General features: G+C 65.3%; 15 protein-coding genes. 14 read left to right on the top strand and 1 reads right to left on the bottom strand.

The features are described 5' to 3' along the window. The first annotated feature begins 35 nt into the window (after window positions 1-35). From AC1DXS_RS05880 to AC1DXS_RS05815, 14 genes are read left to right on the top strand one after another with little or no spacing between them, the layout of a single operon-like run. The gene (locus AC1DXS_RS05880; protein ID WP_477736628.1) at window positions 36-1,742 is read left to right on the top strand and encodes a peptide ABC transporter substrate-binding protein; all 1,707 of its coding nucleotides are present in this window, start codon (window positions 36-38) and stop codon (window positions 1,740-1,742) included. Window positions 1,743-1,748: 6 nt separating this feature from the next. Beyond that, on the top strand, window positions 1,749-2,705 hold the full coding sequence (locus AC1DXS_RS05875; RefSeq protein ID WP_477736627.1) for an ABC transporter permease: 957 nt from the start codon (window positions 1,749-1,751) through the stop codon (window positions 2,703-2,705). After that, window positions 2,702-3,589, top strand: coding sequence for an ABC transporter permease (locus AC1DXS_RS05870; RefSeq protein ID WP_477736626.1), 888 nt, complete (start codon window positions 2,702-2,704; stop codon window positions 3,587-3,589). The genes AC1DXS_RS05875 and AC1DXS_RS05870 overlap by 4 nt, the downstream gene beginning before the upstream one ends. A 10-nt stretch (window positions 3,590-3,599) precedes the next feature. Continuing rightward, window positions 3,600-4,661 (top strand): ABC transporter ATP-binding protein, encoded by a 1,062-nt coding sequence (locus tag AC1DXS_RS05865; RefSeq protein ID WP_477736625.1) that lies wholly within the window; start codon window positions 3,600-3,602, stop codon window positions 4,659-4,661. Beyond that, window positions 4,661-5,668, top strand: a complete 1,008-nt coding sequence (locus tag AC1DXS_RS05860; RefSeq protein ID WP_477736624.1) for an ABC transporter ATP-binding protein — start codon at window positions 4,661-4,663, stop codon at window positions 5,666-5,668. The genes AC1DXS_RS05865 and AC1DXS_RS05860 overlap by 1 nt, the downstream gene beginning before the upstream one ends. A gap of 9 nt (window positions 5,669-5,677) precedes the next feature. Continuing rightward, window positions 5,678-7,006 (top strand): NAD(P)/FAD-dependent oxidoreductase, encoded by a 1,329-nt coding sequence (locus AC1DXS_RS05855; RefSeq protein ID WP_477736623.1) that lies wholly within the window; start codon window positions 5,678-5,680, stop codon window positions 7,004-7,006. Between the two features lie 55 nt (window positions 7,007-7,061). After that, on the top strand, window positions 7,062-7,415 hold the full coding sequence (locus AC1DXS_RS05850) for a cupin domain-containing protein (RefSeq protein ID WP_477736622.1): 354 nt from the start codon (window positions 7,062-7,064) through the stop codon (window positions 7,413-7,415). A gap of 5 nt (window positions 7,416-7,420) precedes the next feature. Beyond that, complete coding sequence (locus AC1DXS_RS05845) at window positions 7,421-8,347, top strand: 2-hydroxyacid dehydrogenase (RefSeq protein ID WP_477736621.1); 927 nt, start codon at window positions 7,421-7,423, stop codon at window positions 8,345-8,347. 5 nt (window positions 8,348-8,352) lie between these two features. After that, window positions 8,353-9,504, top strand: coding sequence for a M20 aminoacylase family protein (locus tag AC1DXS_RS05840; protein ID WP_477736620.1), 1,152 nt, complete (start codon window positions 8,353-8,355; stop codon window positions 9,502-9,504). A gap of 31 nt (window positions 9,505-9,535) precedes the next feature. Next, on the top strand, window positions 9,536-10,978 hold the full coding sequence (thrC, locus tag AC1DXS_RS05835) for a threonine synthase (protein ID WP_477736619.1): 1,443 nt from the start codon (window positions 9,536-9,538) through the stop codon (window positions 10,976-10,978). Window positions 10,979-10,985: 7 nt separating this feature from the next. After that, on the top strand, window positions 10,986-11,981 hold the full coding sequence (locus AC1DXS_RS05830; protein WP_477736618.1) for a homoserine kinase: 996 nt from the start codon (window positions 10,986-10,988) through the stop codon (window positions 11,979-11,981). Between the two features lie 9 nt (window positions 11,982-11,990). After that, on the top strand, window positions 11,991-13,193 hold the full coding sequence (kbl, locus tag AC1DXS_RS05825) for a glycine C-acetyltransferase (protein WP_477736617.1): 1,203 nt from the start codon (window positions 11,991-11,993) through the stop codon (window positions 13,191-13,193). Continuing rightward, window positions 13,190-14,161: an NAD-dependent epimerase/dehydratase family protein gene (locus tag AC1DXS_RS05820; protein ID WP_477736616.1), complete on the top strand. Its 972-nt coding sequence runs from the start codon at window positions 13,190-13,192 to the stop codon at window positions 14,159-14,161. Before kbl ends, AC1DXS_RS05820 begins: the two co-directional genes overlap by 4 nt. Window positions 14,162-14,198: 37 nt before the next feature. Continuing rightward, the gene (locus AC1DXS_RS05815) at window positions 14,199-15,650 is read left to right on the top strand and encodes an NAD-dependent succinate-semialdehyde dehydrogenase (protein ID WP_477736615.1); all 1,452 of its coding nucleotides are present in this window, start codon (window positions 14,199-14,201) and stop codon (window positions 15,648-15,650) included. Between the two features lie 16 nt (window positions 15,651-15,666). Here the strand turns inward: AC1DXS_RS05815 and AC1DXS_RS05810 are convergent, their stop codons facing one another. Then, window positions 15,667-16,992, bottom strand: a complete 1,326-nt coding sequence (locus AC1DXS_RS05810) for an NAD(P)/FAD-dependent oxidoreductase (RefSeq protein ID WP_477736689.1) — start codon at window positions 16,990-16,992, stop codon at window positions 15,667-15,669. Window positions 16,993-17,304: the final 312 nt, after the last annotated feature.

The following is a 17,304-nucleotide window of genomic DNA, read 5'->3' as shown; positions in this document are numbered from 1 at the left end:
TTCACCCAACCCGCAACCCTCAATTGGAGACAACCATGAACAAGCGCAACAGCGAACACCAAGGTGCAGGAACGATCAAGACCGGCACAGTCGATAAAGCCCTGGCAGACGGCCTGACTCGTCGCGACGCCCTATTTGCCGGGGCAGCCTCCTTTGCCTTCGGTTCCCTGGGACTGGCGGCGGGTGCCCACGCCGCGCCGTCCGCGAAGCCGACCGGCCAGGCCATCCTCGGCTTCTCGCAGGAGGTGACCGTCCTGCATCCGCTGATGGCCGCCAGCGAGGTAGATCAGGGCGTCTGGTGGAACCTCTTCAGTCCGCTGTGGATGCTTGACGCGGAGGGGAAGTTCGTTCCGGTGCTGGCAAAGACGGTTCCCACCGTGGAGAACGGCGGCATCTCGGCCGACGGCCTGACCTGGCGTGTCGAGCTGCGGCGCGACGTGAAGTGGCATGACGGCAAGCCGATGACGTCGGAGGACATCCGATACACGATAAACCTGGTGAAGAACCCGGGTTTCCGCGCCGGAAACCGCAACGGCTTCAATCTCATCACGTCGGTGGGCATCGACGGTGACCATGTGATCACCTGGAAGCTGAAGGAGCCGTACTCGCCGCTGACTTCCATGCTGAGCTGGGCCTTTATCGTCCCCGAGCACGTCCTTTCGAAGAACCCGGACCCGAACTCCCCGCAGTTCGCCGCCGCGCCCATCGGCACGGGGCCGTTCCGCTTCGTCAGCCGCAAGACCGGCGACCACGTACTCCTCGAAGCCAACCCCGACTACTTTGGCAAGGGTCCGTCCCTGAACCGGCTCATCTTCAAATACGTGCCGGACCTGAACGCGATGTATACGCAGTTCAAGACCGGGGAGATCGACTACATCGGCCTGCAGGGCATCCCCGCCAACTTCTACAAGGAAGCGACCGCACTGGCCGGGCGCCGCATCCAGGTCGCAACCCGCGCCGGGGTGGAGAACCTGACGCTCAATCTCGCGCATCCGGTTCTCGCGGAAAAGGCGGTGCGCAAGGCCTTGAACATTGCGATCGACCGGCAGTCGATCTGCAATCTCGTCTATTACGGCGTACCCAAGCCGGCAAACAACTTCCTGCCCCCGACGCACTGGGCCTCCAACCCCAACCTGCCAAAACCCGAGTACGACCTGAAGAAGGCCGCCGCGATGCTGGACCAGGCGGGGTGGGCGAAGGGTCCGGACGGCATTCGCGTCAAGAACGGCGTGCGGCTGTCCTTCACCAATTCGACGACCACCGGCAACCAGCTGCGCGCGCAGACCCAACAGCTCATTGCGGATGATTTCAAGAAGATCGGCGTGGAAATGCTGATCAAGAACCTGGTGGCGGCGGTGCTCTGGGCCGATTTCTGGAAGAACTCCGAATTCGACAGCCTCATGACCGCGACAACCTACACCATCGCCTCCGACCCAGACGTCACGAACCGCTTCGGCTCCGGCAGCATTCCGAGGGAGACCGGATCGGGCGCGAACGTGGCCCGGTACAAGAACGTCGGCGTGGATGCGCTGCTCGCCCGGGCTCGCCAGGAATACAACATTGGCAAACGCAAGGAAATCTACGCCAAAGTCCAGGAATTGATCAACGACGACCTGCCATTCCTGCCGCTCTTCAACGAGGTGAATATCGAGGGGACGAAGGCCGGATTGGACGGCTACCTGAACAATGTGAATGCGCGGGCGAACAGTTGGAACACGGCCAACTGGCGCTGGACGGCTTGACGCATCATGGGGTCCTACCTCTTACGCCGTTTGCTGCAGTCGCTGCTGTTGCTTGCGCTGGTCTCCATGATCGCCTTCGCGATCCTGCATCTCGCGCCGGGGGGGCCGCTGTCGCAATTCCTCGCCACCGGCAGTATGGGGCAGGAAGATGTTGATCGGCTGATGCAGCAGTACGGGCTGAATCGCCCCTTGCCGATCCAGTACCTGGACTGGGCTGGGAACCTCGCCACCGGTGACTGGGGCCTCTCGTACCGGGACCAGCTGCCGGTGTTGAAAAAGATCGGCATGCACGTCGGGCCGACGCTGGAACTCATGGTGACCTCGACTTTGCTGGCGATGTTCATCGGCGGCCTGATCGGCATCCTGGGGGCGGTGCGCCGCCATTCGTCCTTCGATCACCTTGCAACGATAGGGGCGATGGTCGCCTTGTCCATCCCCACGTTCTGGTTCGGGCTGGCCATCATCTATGTGTTCTCGGTGAACCTCGGCTGGCTGCCGGCGGGCAACCGCGAAAACATCGGTGACGGCTCCTTCCTTGACCGGCTGAGGCACCTGGTGCTTCCCTGCATCGTGCTGGCGCTCGTCTCCACCGCAGTGTGGAGCCGTTATATGCGCTCTTCGATGCTTGACGTGGTGAACCAGGACTACATCCGTACCGCCAGGTCAAAGGGCGTGCCGGCCATGCGGATACTGTTTCATCATGCGCTGCGCAACGCCTTGCTGCCCATGATCACGATCACGGGCTTGCACGTATCGACGCTGCTGAGCGGCGCGCTGGTGACGGAAACCGTCTTCACCTGGCCGGGCATGGGCCGGCTGTTCCTCGACAGCGTCAGCAACCGTGACTACCCCGTGGTGATGGGAATGCTGATGTTCACGGCCTGTATGGTTCTCCTGGGCAGCCTGATCGCGGACCTTCTCTACTCTGTCGCGGATCCGCGCATCAAAGGAGCATCGAAATGAGCATCGCCCACACCGCTTCGCTGGCTCCGCCGCGCCGGGCGCTTGCCGAGCGCTACCCGGCGCTGAGCCGCTTCCTGCGCCACAGGCCGGCCCTTCTGGGCCTGGGCATCGTGTTGTTCATGACGCTCGCCAGCTTCGCGGGCCCTTGGCTGATCCCGTTCAATGCCACCGACACCGATATCCGGGCACGGCTGACGGAGCCGTTTGTAGGGTCCCATGTGCTTGGAACCGACCCGCTGGGCCGAGACATTCTGGCCCGCCTGATGTATGCCGGCCGCATCTCCCTGTCAGTCGGCTTTGCAGCCACCGCGCTGTCGGTGGTGGTGGGCGTGCTGGTCGGTCTGGTGGCGGGCTTTTACCGCGGTGCGATTGGCGCTGCGCTGATGCGATTCGTGGATGCCATGCTTTGCTTCCCGACCATCTTTCTGCTGCTCGCGGTCGCGGCCCTGATCGAGCCTTCGGTCGCCTCCATCGTGGTGCTGATAGCCCTGGCGAGCTGGATGGAGGTGGCGCGCGTGGTGGAGGGGCAGATCCGGTCGCTGCGCGAACGCGATTTCGCGCTGGCCGCCGAATCGCTGGGCGCCAGCGACAGCCGCATCATGTTCCGTGAACTTTTGCCCAATGCCGTCGCGCCCATCGTGGTCGCGGCCACGCTGAACATCGCCCACGCCATCCTGGCCGAGTCCTACATCAGCTTCCTGGGCTTCGGCATCCAGCCGCCGACGCCGAGCTGGGGAAACATGCTGGAGAACGCGCAGAGCTACCTGACCAACGCGCCCTGGCTCGCCATCGTGCCGGGGCTGGCCATCACGCTCACGGTCACGAGTTTCAATTTCATTGGTGACGGCCTGCGCGACGCGCTGGACGCCAAACTGGATCGTTGAGGTGATGGACATGAATCTTTACGAACCCATCCACACCCCTGCTGCCCAGGCCGGCGCGCAAGCGGAGAACGTCCTGGACGTACGCGACCTGAACGTCGCCTTCCGCACGGCAGCCGGAACGGTGCACGCCGTGCGCGACGTCAGCTTCTCGGTACGCCGCGGCGAGACGCTGGCGCTGGTAGGGGAAACCAGTTCCGGCAAGAGCGTGACCTGCCTGGGCCTGCTCGGCCTCACGCCGCCCGCGCCGTACTGCAGCATCACCGGTTCCGCGCGCCTGACGGCTCGCGATGGCAAAGCGTATGAACTGGTCGGAACGCCCGAGCGCGTGATGCGGCGGGTGCGGGGAGGCGTCGCCTCGGTGATCTTCCAGGAACCGATGACGTCGCTGAATCCGGTGCATACCGTAGGCGCGCAAATCTGCGAGAGCTTGCGGATCCATCTTGGGATGAGCGCGCGTTCCGCCACAGACCGTGCCGCCGAACTCTTGAACCAGGTCGGCATCTCGGACCCGAAACGCCGCCTGACGAACTACCCGCACGAACTGTCCGGCGGCATGCGGCAGCGCGTGATGATCGCCATGGCGATTGCGTGTGAACCTTCGCTGCTGATCGCGGACGAGCCGACCACCGCGCTCGACGTGACCATCCAGGCGCAAATCCTCGAGTTGCTGGAAAAGCTGCAGTCCGAGACCCGAATGGCCATGATCTACATCACGCACAACCTCGGCACCGTCGCCGAGATTGCCGACCGTGTGATGGTGATGTATGCGGGCCGCATCGTCGAGCAGGCCGATGTTGTGGAGCTGTTCACGCAGCCGCGACATCCCTACAGCTGCGGCCTGATCCACTCGGTTCCGCGGTTGCATTCGAACCGCGCCCGCAAGACCCCGCTGTTCGCGATCCCGGGCAATGTGCCCGATCCAGCCGCGCACCCGCCCGGCTGTACTTTCGGGCCGCGCTGCGGCCATTTCGAACCGGGCCGCTGCGATGCCGCGGTGCCGGTCCTGGAAAACGCACAGCCGGGCCATCTGGTGCGATGCGTCCGTTGGCCGGAAATTGAAGGAGCCGTGTGATGCAGCAAAAAACCCTTACTCCCCTTACGCTCCTTACTCCCCCCCTGCTGCAAGTCGAGGGACTGCGCAAGTGGTACCCGCTGGGTGGCGGCTGGCTCGGCAAGCAGGCGCAGAACGTCAAGGCGGTTGACGGCGTCAGTTTCGAGATTCGCCGGGGCGAGGTCCTGAGCCTGGTGGGCGAAAGCGGCTCGGGCAAAAGCACGGTTGGCCGCGCCATCCTGAACCTGGACCCGCCTACCGCTGGGGAGGTGCACTTCGACGGGGAACCCCTGGTGGGCCTCACGCGGCGCCAGATGCGGCCGCTGCGGCGCGCGATGCAGATGGTGTTCCAGGACCCGTACTCGTCCCTGAACCCGAAACACACGGTCGAGGAACTGCTCTCGGCGCCGCTGGAAATCCACATGCCCGAGCTGACCTTGCAGGAGCGCCGGGATCGCATCGATGCCGTGCTGAAGACGGTCGGGCTGAACCCGGCGCACCGTTCGCGCTATCCGCACGAGTTCTCGGGCGGGCAGCGCCAGCGGGTCGGCATCGCCCGCGCGCTCATGACCGATCCGCAACTGCTGGTGGCCGACGAACCGGTGTCTTCCCTCGATGTGTCCGTGCAGGCCCAGGTGATCAACCTGCTGCTCGAACTCAAGCAGCGCCTTGGCCTCACGATGCTGTTCATCAGCCACGACCTCGCGGTGGTGGGCCATATTTCGGACCGCATCGCAGTGATGTACCTGGGCCGCCTGGTGGAGATCGCCGACGCCGAATCGTTGCTGAAAAATCCGCGGCACCCTTACACGCGCGCCCTGATGGCCGCCGTGCCGAATCTCGATCCGCGGCAGCGGCGCCCGCGTGAATTGCTCAAGGGCGACATTCCCAGCCCCTTGTCTCCCCCCTCGGGCTGCGCGTTCCGTACGCGCTGCCCACACGCCCAGTCGGCATGTGCGACCGGGGTTCCCGAACTCAGAGTCGTCGACCGGAATCATGCGACCGCGTGCATCCGGGACGATATCTAACGCAAACTTATGTCCCCACCCATTCTTCGCATACACAGCGACGACAAGCTGCCCGAACGAGCCGACGCTGTGGTGATCGGCGGCGGCATTGTCGGCGTTTCCACGGCGTATTTCCTGGCCAGGCGCGGCCTTTCGGTCGCGCTTCTCGAAAAAGGCTACGTCGGCGGGGAGCAGTCCAGCCGCAACTGGGGCTGGTGCCGCCAGCAGAACCGCGACGCGCGCGACCTGCCGCTCGCGACGCTGGCGCTGCGCCTCTGGGAGGAACTCTCGCGCGACATCGGACGGGACCTCGGTTTCCGGCGCTGCGGCCTGTACTACGCCACCGACAAGCCGCAGCAACTCTCCACCTGGGAGGCGTGGGGCCAGCAGGTCGGATGGCCTGGCGGCGTCCGCACCCGCATGCTCAATGCGGCGGAGGCCGCGAGCATCATGAAAGGCAGCGGCAGCCGCCAGTGGCTGGGAGGCGTGCATTCGATGGATGACGGCACGGCGGAGCCCGCCCTTGCCGCTCCGGGCATTGCCGAAGGCGCACGGGCGCTTGGCGCTACCGTCCACCAGGATTGCGCGGCCCGTGGCCTGGACATCACCAATGGCGCGGTGACTGGCGTGTTCACGGAACGCGGCCTGATCAAGACCAGCGCCGTCGTGTGTTCCGGCGGCGCCTGGGCGTCCGCCTTCTGCCGCCGGCACGGCATCTCCTTCCCGCAGGCGAGCGTGCGCGCGAGCGTCCTGCGCACCCGTCCCATCGAGGGCCTGCCGGCGGCGCTCTCTGCGCCGGAGTGCTCGCTGACGCGTCGCCTGGGAGGCGGCTACCACCTGGCGATCAGCGGCAAGGCGAAGCTCGAAATCACGCCGCAGGGGCTGCGCTACGCACGCGAATTCATGCCGATGTTCATGAAGCGCATCAAGGCCGTGGAGTTCGGCATTGGCCGCTCCTTCTTCCGTGGCCCTGAAGCGCTGGGCAACTGGCGCTTCGACGAGGTGTCGCCGTTCGAGCAGATCCGCGTCCTCGATCCCGCGCCGGATCCGCGGGCGATCCGCAACCTGCTCGGCTGCTTCCAGAACCTCTACCCCGCCTTGAAAGACGTGGCAGTGGACCAGGCCTGGGCTTCCTACATCGACAGCACGCCGGACGGCGTGCCGGTCATTTCGCCGGTCGATGCCATCAAGGGCTTCGTACTCGCAGCCGGGTTCAGCGGCCATGGTTTCGGCACCGGCCCAGCCGCGGGGCTGCTGGCCGCGAGCCTGGTCACAGGCGAGCAGCCACCTGTCGATCCGACGTCCTTTCGCTTCTCGCGCTTTACCGACGGCTCGAAGGTCACCGTAGGTGCTTTCTGACGACTCCCGGCCGCGACCCGACTTTCCTGATTTTTATTCAAAAGGACCCCTTCCCATGAGCAATCTCACTTTCTTCAAATACGACGACCTCGGCACCGCGCGTGATGGCGGTCCGCTTCCGGAACGCGTCATCGAAGGCAACGCCAAATTCAAGAATTGGGACGTGGACCAGTCGCCCGACGAAAAAGTGCGCGCCGGCGTCTGGGAGACGACGCCGGGCACCTACCGGTCCATCAAGGGCGGCACCTGGGAGTTCTGTTCCATCCTGTCGGGCCTGTCCGAAATCACGGAAGACGGAAAGCCGCCGGTGAAGGTACGGGCCGGCGATGCGTTCGTGATGAAGCCCGACTTCACCGGCGTGTGGCGTTGCATTGAAACGACCCGCAAGATCTGGGTCGTCTACCGGTAATCGGTATGTCCTTCCTGTACAAGGCAGACCCCGTCCGCGGGGCGGAATGGGCACGCCTGTTCGCCGCCAAGGCGCCCGGCATCCCGTTTCATATCTGGCCCGACATCGGGCAGGCGGACCGCGTGCGCTATCTTGCCGCGTGGGTGCCGCCGCCGGATATCGCGCGGCAGTTTCCCAAGCTGGAACTCTTCTTCTCCACGGGCGCGGGGATCGACCAGTTTGACCTTGCCGCGCTGCCGCCGGAACTGCCGGTGGTGCGCATGGCGGAGCCCGGCGTCGTCGCGGGCATGGTGGAGTACGCCACGATGGCGGTCCTCGCGCTTCACCGCGACCTGCCGGCCTACATCCGGCAGCAGCGCGAGGGCCTTTGGGCCGCGCACCGCGTCTATCCCGCATCGAAGCGGCGTGTGAGCGTCCTCGGCCTGGGCGTGCTCGGACGTGCGGTGCTGGGCCAGCTGCACACACTCGGCTTCCAGCTCGCCGGCTGGAGCCGGACGCGCCGCCAGATTGACGGCGTAGCCTGCTACGCGGGCCAGGAGGAACTGCCTGCGATGCTGGCCGCCACCGACATCCTCGTGTGCCTGCTGCCTCTTACCCAGGAGACGCGCGGCATTCTCGACTCGACCCTGTTTCAATATCTGCCGCGCGGCGCGTCGCTGGTGCATGTCGGCCGCGGGGCGCACCTCGACCACCCCGCTCTGCTCGATGCGCTGGAGACGGGCTGGCTGTCGGGCGCGGTTGTTGATGTCACCGATCCGGAGCCGTTGCCGGCGGGCCACCCCTTCTGGTCACATCCGAAGATCCTGCTCACGCCGCACATCGCGAGCATGACGCAGCCGGAGACGGCCGTGGAACAGGTGCTGGCCAATATCCGCCGGCACGCGGCGGGCGAGCCCTTGATCGGACTGGTTGACCGTTCGCGGGGGTACTGAAAACCATGACCAACGATATCGAAGACTTGCTGCCGGCCCTGGTCGCGCTGCGGCGTGACCTGCACGCGCACCCCGAGCTGGCGTTCGAAGAGCGCCGCACTTCCAGCGTGGTCGCCTCCGCGCTGCGCGGTTGCGGCCTGGAAGTTCATGAGGGAATCGGCGGGACCGGCGTGGTGGGCGTTCTGCGCAAGGGCGATTCGACACGCATGGTGGGCCTGCGCGCCGACATGGACGCGCTTCCCATGCGGGAGGGCACCGGGCGCCCTTACGTCAGCCGCCACCCCGGCGTTCACCACGGCTGCGGCCACGACGGCCACACGGCCATGCTGCTGGGAGCCGCCCAGCAGCTGGCGCGGGCCGGTAGCTTCGATGGCAGCATTGCCTTTATCTTCCAGCCCGCCGAAGAAGGGCGCGCAGGCGCACGCGAGATGGTGCGGCAAGGTTTGTTCGACCGCTTTCCGTGCGAATCCGTGTTCGCCCTGCACAACTGGCCCGACCTGCCCGCGGGCACGGTAGCGACAAGGCCGGGGCCCATCATGGCCGCGGCGGATCGCTTCGACATCGTCGTGCGTGGCCAGGGCGGCCACGCGGCGCAGCCGCATCGGACACCCGATGTCGTGCTTGCCGCAAGCCAGCTCGTTGCACAGATGCACACCATCGTGTCGCGGCGAATTCCTCCTACGCAAAACGCCGTCTTGTCGGTGACGCGTATCAGCGGAGGCCAGTCGCACAACGTCCTGCCGGCGGCCGTGGAGCTGACCGGCACCGTGCGCAGTTTCGACTCCACCGTGCAGGACACGATCGAGCAGGCGGTTCGCGACGTCGCGGCGGGTGTCGCGCGCGCAAGCGCTACCGCGATAGAGGTCGAGTACACGCGCTACTACCCCGCGACGATCAACAGCCCTGAGCAGGCGCAACTCGCACTGGAGGCAGCGCGCAGCGTCGGCCTGGAAGCTCAGGTGGCGGAGACGCCGGCTTTCACGTCTGAAGACTTTGCATTCATGCTCCAGCAGCGGCCCGGGGCCTACCTGTGGCTCGGCCAGCGGGGCGCGAACCATGCCGCCCCGCTGCACCACCCCGCGTACGACTTCAACGACGACGTGCTGGCCTGCGGCGTGCGTTGGTTCACAGCCGTCGCGCAAATGGCCCTGCGCTGAACGGGCCCTACTTCAAGCAACGAGACCTACGATGCTCTATTTATCCACTCGCGGCCACCCCGACCGCAAACACTTTTGTGAAATCCTGCTGGAGGGCCTGGCGCCCGACGGAGGTTTGTACCTGCCGGAGCAATACCCACAGGTCACACCTGAGCAACTGTCCAGGTGGCGCGGCCTGCCGTATGCGGACCTCGCCTTTGAAGTCCTTTCGCTCTACATCGACGACATCCCGGCCGGGGACCTGCGCGCAATCTGCCGCAAGACGTACACCGAAGAGGTCTTCGGCACAAAGGAGATCGTTCCGCTCAAGCAGCTGGAGGAGGGCGTGTACCTGCAAGCCCTTTCCAATGGCCCAACGCTGGCCTTCAAAGACATGGCCATGCAATTGCTGGGAAACCTGTTTGAGTATGAGCTGGGCCGACGCGGCCAGGAGCTCAACATTCTGGGCGCTACCAGCGGTGACACCGGTAGCGCCGCAGAGTACGCCATGCGGGGCAAGAAGGGGGTGCGCGTCTTCATGACTTCGCCGTACGGCCGCATGAGCCCCTTCCAGCAGGCGCAGATGTTCAGCCTGCAGGATGCCAACATCCACAACCTCGCCATCGAGGGCGTGTTCGACGACTGCCAGGACATCGTCAAGGCCGTGTCCAACGACCTCGAGTTCAAGCGTAAATACAAGATCGGCACCGTCAACTCGATCAACTGGGCGCGCCTCATGGCGCAGGTGGTCTACTACTTCGCGGGGTATTTCCAGGCCACGAGCCCTCACCCTAACCCTCCCCCGGAAGGGGAGGGGACAAAGCGAGTCAGCTTCGCCGTGCCGTCGGGCAACTTCGGCAACGTCTGCGCTGGCCATGTGGCGCGCATGATGGGGCTGCCCATCGACAAGCTCGTGCTCGCCACCAACGAGAACGACGTGCTGGACGAGTTCTTCCGAACCGGCAACTACCGCGTGCGTGGCGGCGCCGACACCTACGAGACTTCCAGTCCGTCGATGGACATTTCCAAGGCCAGTAACTTCGAGCGCTTTGTTTTCGACCTGCTGGGCCGCGATGCGGAAACGGTCAAGCGCCTGTTCGGCGAAGCGCTTGCGAAGAACGGCCGCTTCGACCTGGGTGCCGACCCAGCCTTCGCGCAGGCTGCTGCGCGCTACGGCTTCCGCAGCGGCAAGAGCACACACGCCGACCGCCTGACGACGATACGCGACACGCACCGGCGCTTTGGCGTGACCATAGACACCCACACGGCCGACGGCCTGAAAGTAGCGCGCCACTTCGTGCAGCCCGGTGTGCCGATGGTCGTGCTGGAGACGGCGCTGCCGATCAAGTTCGCGGCAACCATTGTTGAAGCCTTGGGTCACGAGCCCGACCGGCCCCCGCGATTCCAGGGCATCGAAGACTTGCCCAAGCGCATGACGGTTCTCCCGGCCGACGCGGTGCAGGTCAAGGCCTTCGTCACCGCACACCTGCCCTGATTGAAGCATGGCTGTCTTCACCGAAGTGCCCTACGACGAGGCTGCCGCCTTCCTGCGGCGGGTGGGTCTCGGCAATCTGCGGGCCATGGCGGTCTGCAGCGGCGGCATAGAGAACACCAACTACTTCGTGGACACGGATCGCGGCGAGTACGTGTTGACGCTGTTCGAGCGCCTGGCGTGGGAACAACTGCCGTTCTACCTCCACCTGATGCAGCACCTGGCCAGGCGCGGCCTTCCTGTGCCCAAACCGGCGCCGGACGCGGAAGGCCGCATCCTGCACCGTCTCAAGGGCAAGCCGGCGACAGTGGTGGGAAGGTTGCAAGGAAGGTGTGAACTGTCGCCCGATGCCCGGCACTGCGGCGCAGTGGGCGACATGCTGGCGCGAATGCACCTGGCCGGCAAAGACTATGCACCCCACCAGCCCAACCTGCGCGGCCTGCCGTGGTGGACTGAAACCGTGCCGGCTCTGCTGCCATACGTGGGGAAGGACCAGTGCAAGCTGCTGCTGGACGAACTGGACTTCCAGACGAAAGTCGCTGCCTCCTCTGGCTATGCCGCACTGCCACGCGGCCCGGTACACGCCGACCTGTTTCGCGACAACGTGATGTTCGAGAGCGGTTGCCTGAGCGGTGTCCTCGATTTTTACTTTGCGGGTTGCGACACCTTTCTGTTCGACATTGGGGTTTGTCTCAACGACTGGTGCGTGGATCTGGGGAACGGACGCATCGACGCCGTGCGCAGGGCTGCATTCCTGAACGCTTACCAGTCGGCGCGTCCGCTCGTGGCTGAAGAACAGCGTCTGTTGCCGACCCTTGAGCGGGCCGCGGCTTTGCGCTTCTGGATATCACGGCTCTGGGACTGCCACATACCCCGCGAAGCCGCCGTCCTGAAGGTTCATGACCCCAGCCACTTCGAGCGTGTTCTGCGCCAGCGCGTAAGCGATGCCGCCGGCGCGGGAATTTTCTATCTTCCAGAAAGGACTTTGGGTCAACCTCGGCCCTGACCACCCGTCATGAGAACCACCACTGATTTCTACGCTTCCTTGAGAGACGAACTCGAGGATATGCAGGTCGCAGGCCTGCTCAAGCACGAACGCCCGATCCAGTCCCCGCAAGGAAGCCGGATCGCAACCGCCGACGGGCGGGAAGTGATCAACCTTTGCGCGAACAACTATCTGGGCCTGTCATCTCACCCCGAGGTCATAGCGGCCGCACACGCCGCGCTCGCTGCGCGCGGATTCGGCCTGAGTTCCGTCCGCTTCATCTGCGGCACGCAGGACGTCCATAAAACGCTCGAAGCGCGGCTCTCGCAGTTTGTCGGAACGGAAGACACCATCCTGTACGGATCGGCATTTGATGCCAATGGCGGGCTGTTCGAGACATTGCTCGGGCCCGACGATGCGGTGATCAGCGACGAACTCAATCACGCATCCATCATCGATGGCATTCGTTTGTGCAAGGCCAGGCGTTATCGCTACCGGCACAACGACCTCATGCATTTGCGCGAACAACTGAAATCGGCGGATGAAGCCGGGGCCCGGTACAAGTTGGTGTTCACCGACGGGGTTTTCTCGATGGACGGGACCATCGCCCGCCTCGATGAAATCCGGGCCGTCTGCGATGAGTTCGGAGCATTGCTGGGCGTTGACGACTCGCACGCCACCGGCTTTCTCGGCAAGCGCGGGCGCGGCACCCACGAATACCGAGGTGTCTTTGGCAAGGTCGACATCATCACGGGCACCCTCGGCAAGGCGCTTGGCGGTGCATCCGGGGGGTTCACGAGCGCCCGAGCGGAAGTCGTTCAATTGCTGCGCCAGCGCTCGCGACCCTATCTGTTCTCGAACAGCCTGGCGCCGGTGATCGTCGGCGCGACCTTGAAGGTGCTCGACCTGCTGGAAGCCGGCACAGAGCTGCGCGACGGCCTGGAGGACAACACGCGGCACTTCCGCACAGGACTCGCGGCACGCGGTTTCGAGCTGAAACCCGGCGAACACCCGATCATCCCGGTGATGCTCCATGACGCGGAGCTGTCCCAGAAATTAGCGCGTCGGCTGCTGGAACTCGGGGTTTACGTGACCGGATTCTTCTACCCCGTCGTTCCCAAGGGCCAAGCCCGCATCCGCGTCCAGATCAGTGCACAGCACACCCGTGCCCAGCTTGACGCTGCATTGAGCGCCTTCGCACAGGCCGGTAAAGAGCTGGGGGTGCTCGCATGACTGAATTACCTCGCATTCTCGTCATTGGCGCCAACGGCCAGTTGGGTACAGAGCTCTCGGCAGCTCTGGCGGAGCGTTATGGCGCGGACAACGTTGTGGGCAGCGACCGTCTGGAAGTGGGCCGACACGCCGATCTGCGGTATGAGATGCTGGATGCCACGGACGGCGGCCAACTCAAACAGGTGGTTGAGAAGCATCGCATTACCCAGATCTACCATCTGGCGGCAGCCTTGTCGGCGACGGGCGAGACCGCCCCGGAATGGGCGTGGAAACTCAACATGGGCAGCCTGTTGAACGTCCTGGAGGTTGCGCGGCAACACAAGCTGGACAAGGTGTTCTGGCCGAGCTCTATCGCTGCCTTCGGTCCGACGACACCCGCCGATGCCACGCCTCAACGGACGGTCATGGAGCCCAGTACGGTCTACGGCATTTCGAAGCTGGCCGGCGAGGGCTGGTGCCGCTGGTACTTCGAGAACCATGGCGTGGATGTTCGCGGCCTGCGTTATCCGGGACTCATTTCCTACAAGGCGAGCCCCGGCGGTGGAACAACCGACTATGCGATCGACATTTTCCACGCGGCTCTCAAAGGGGAACGCTACACCTGCTTCCTGGCCGAGGATGAGCCCCTGCCCATGCTCTACATGGACGATGCGGTGCGCGGGACCCTGGAGTTGATGGAAGCCCCCAGTTCAGCTATCACCGAACGCGGCAGCTACAACCTCGCCGGTGTGAGCTTCACGCCCCGCGAGATCGCGCAGGAAATACGAAGGCACCTGCCGGACTTCGAGATCGTGTACCAGCCCGATTTCCGTCAGGCGATCGCCAGCGGGTGGCCCGATTCGATCGACGACAGCTGCGCGCGGCGCGATTGGGGTTGGGCTCCGAGGTACGACCTTGCGGCGACCGTGCGCGACATGTTGAAGAACTTGTCCGGCAGGGTGAAGCCGCGCTCCACCGTGATTGCGTGATGCCGACGGCATTGGCTCTATTGAGAAAGGATCAAATATGAACACACAACACTACATCTCGGGCCGCTGGCAGCCTGCCCAGGACGAGCGCCGCTTCGAGGTCCGCAATCCGGCCGACGACAGCCTGGTTGCACAAGTGAGCGAAGGCGGCGCTGCCGACGCGCGGCTGGCCGCGGATGCCGCCGCCTTGGCGCTGCCGGCCTGGAAGGCGCGCCCGCCGCGTGAGCGCTGCCTGATCCTCAGGAAATGGCAGGCGCTGATCGAACGTGACGTGGAGCCGCTCGCCCAACTGATTTCGCGCGAACAGGGCAAGCCGCTGGCCGAGGCGCGCGGCGAGATCGCCTACGCCGCCGGCTACGTGGAATGGTTCGCCGAGGAGGGCGTGCGCGCCAACGGCGAAGTGATCGCCGCGCCCGTCACCTCCAAGCGTTTCATCGTGCTGAAGGAAGCCGTAGGCGTCGTGGCGGTGGTCACGCCGTGGAACTTCCCGGCCGCGATGATCGCGCGCAAGATCGCGCCCGCGCTGGCCGCCGGCTGCACGGTGCTGGCCAAGCCGGCCGAGGACACGCCGCTCACGGCGCTGGCCCTGGTCAAGCTGGCCGAGGAGGCCGGTGTGCCGCCGGGCGTGCTCAATATCGTGTCGGCTTCGCGCGAACGTACCCCGCAGGTCGTGGGCGAGTGGCTTGCCGACCCGCGGGTGCGAAAAATCAGCTTCACGGGCAGCACCCCGGTGGGCAAGCTGCTGGCGCGCGATTCCGCCGCGACGCTGAAGAAGCTGTCGCTGGAGCTGGGCGGCAACGCGCCTTTCATCGTGTTCGAGGATGCGGACCTGGACGCCGCCGTCGAAGGACTGATGGCGGCCAAGTTTCGCAACGGCGGGCAGACCTGCGTGAGCCCGAACCGCGTCTACGTCCACGCCACCGTGCACGATCGTTTCATCGATAAGTTGGCCGCGCGTGTGGGCGCCCTGAAGCTTGGGCCGGCGGACTGGCCAGCGGCCGAGATCGGCCCGATGATCAACGCCCGTGCGGTGGACAAGATCGAGCGCCACGTGAACGATGCCGTAGCAAAGGGTGCCAAGGTCGTCGTGGGCGGCCGACGGGTGCGCAATGAAACGGCGCACGGCCCGAATTACTACGCGCCCACGGTGCTCATCAACGCCACGCGGGAGATGGAACTGTCGTGCGAGGAAACCTTTGGCCCGGTGGTGCCGGTCTTCCGCTTCGCGAATGAAGCCGAGGTGATGGAGCAGGCCAACGACACGCCCTACGGGTTGGCCGGTTACTTCTATTCAAACGACGTCAAGCGCATCTGGCGCGTGGCTTCGGCCCTGGAAACCGGCATGGTCGGCATCAACGAAGGCGCCATCGCCGCGCAGGCCGCGCCCTTTGGTGGCGTGAAGGAGTCGGGGTACGGCCGTGAAGGCTCGCATTGGGGCCTTGACGAGTATTTGCACACCAAGTACCTGTGCCAGGGCGGGCTGGGGTAAGGCAAAACGCGCAAGCCTAGAAATCCGCCACCTTGCCCCAAGCCGATGTGTTGAACCGGGCCGGGTCGAAAGGCTTGGGGTCAAAGATCGGCTCGGCCCCGGACACGATGTCGGCGATCAGGTGGCCCGCGCCGGGGCCTATGCCGAAACCGTGGCCTGAAAAACCCGCGGCCAGGATCAGCCCGGGCACCTGCGGCAGTTCGCCGATGCCCGGCACGCCGTCGGGCGTGCTGTCGATATAGCCCGCCCAGGTGTTGGCGATGCGGGCTTCACGCAGCGCGGGCAACAGCTTGACGGCACGGCGGTGGGTTTCGCGGACACCCGCGGCGTCGGGCCTGGGGTTGAGGATGCGCGCCCGTTCCATGGGCGTGATGTCGTCCAGCTTCCAGCGCGCGCGGGTTTCGTGGCCCCAGCGCATGCCTTCCAGGCCGCCGGGGAACACATTGCGCCAGCGCTTGGCGAACATGGGGATGAACTGCGGCGCAAAGCGCAGCAGCTGCGGCGTGGGGTCGGCGCGTCCGCGGCCGCTGATGGCCAGCACGTAATGGCCGTCGGGGCGCCGGGTGACGGCGACGTTGGGGCCGGCCAGCGCGGCCGGCAGTTGCTGCGCCGGCGGTGACACACGCACGATGGACTGGCGTATCGTGGCCAGCGGAAACCGCACGTCAAGCTGGTTGCAGAAGGACGATGCCCACGCACCGCCCGCGAGAACGGCGGCGCGGGTCTTGATGGTCCCGGCTTCGGTGACGACGCCGCTGAGGCGGCCGCCTTCCATCTCGATGCCGCGCGCGGCGCAGTTCTGGTGGACGGTGCCGCCCAGCTTGATGAGTGCGGCCGCAACAGCCGGCGCCGCCTTGGCCGGGTCGGCCGTGCCGTCGCTGGGCGAGAAGACGCCGCCCTTCCACGCGCGGCCGGTGGCCCGCCCGCGTTCGGAGGCTTCGCTGCCGCTGAGCATGTGGGTGGTCACACCGGCGGTGATCGCGAACTCGCGCCACTTGGCCCAACCCGCGATCTGGGCTTCGTCATCGCTGAGGTAGAGCAGGCCGCAGCGCTTGAAGCCCGTGTCTTCGCCGCTGTCGGCGGCAAACTGGTCCCAGAGCTCCAGGCTGCGGGTGGCCATGGGCAGCTCGCGCGCATCGCGGTTCTGCTGGCGGCACCAGCCCCAGTTGCGGCTCGATTGCTCGGCGCCTATGCGGCCTTTTTCGATCAGGGCGACCGAAAGCCCGCGTTTGGCCAGGTAGTAGGCGGTAAACACACCGATGATGCCGCCGCCGATCACGACGACGTCGGCGCTGGCCGGCGGGGTGGGCGAAGTTTCCAGGAGGCGCAGGGGTTGCGGCAGGGTAGGTGGCATCGTCGTTGCCGCGCCCTGGGCGCGTTGCATGGTCAGCGGTGGGTTCATGCTGCCATGGTAGGTGCTGGCGGGCAACCGGTGCTGCCGGATTGCGGCCTTCTTGCAACGAACAATGCTGTTCTCGGTGGATGGGAAGGAGATTCTGCTCCAGGGCCGGCGCGCCATGCCGCAGCCCTGCAAAGCCCGGCCGGCCCTGCCGGCTGCCTGTGCCGCGCGGCGCCCTGAATACCGGGGTTTCTGTGCGGCGGCCGTGTGAAAACAGGATTTTGTGCAGGCCCTTCGTGTTGTACTTGTACATGC

This window comes from Polaromonas sp. P3_B1, from assembly GCF_056402935.1.
Note: the sequence above shows the minus strand (reverse complement) of the source record. Positions and strands in the feature narration are given on the sequence as shown.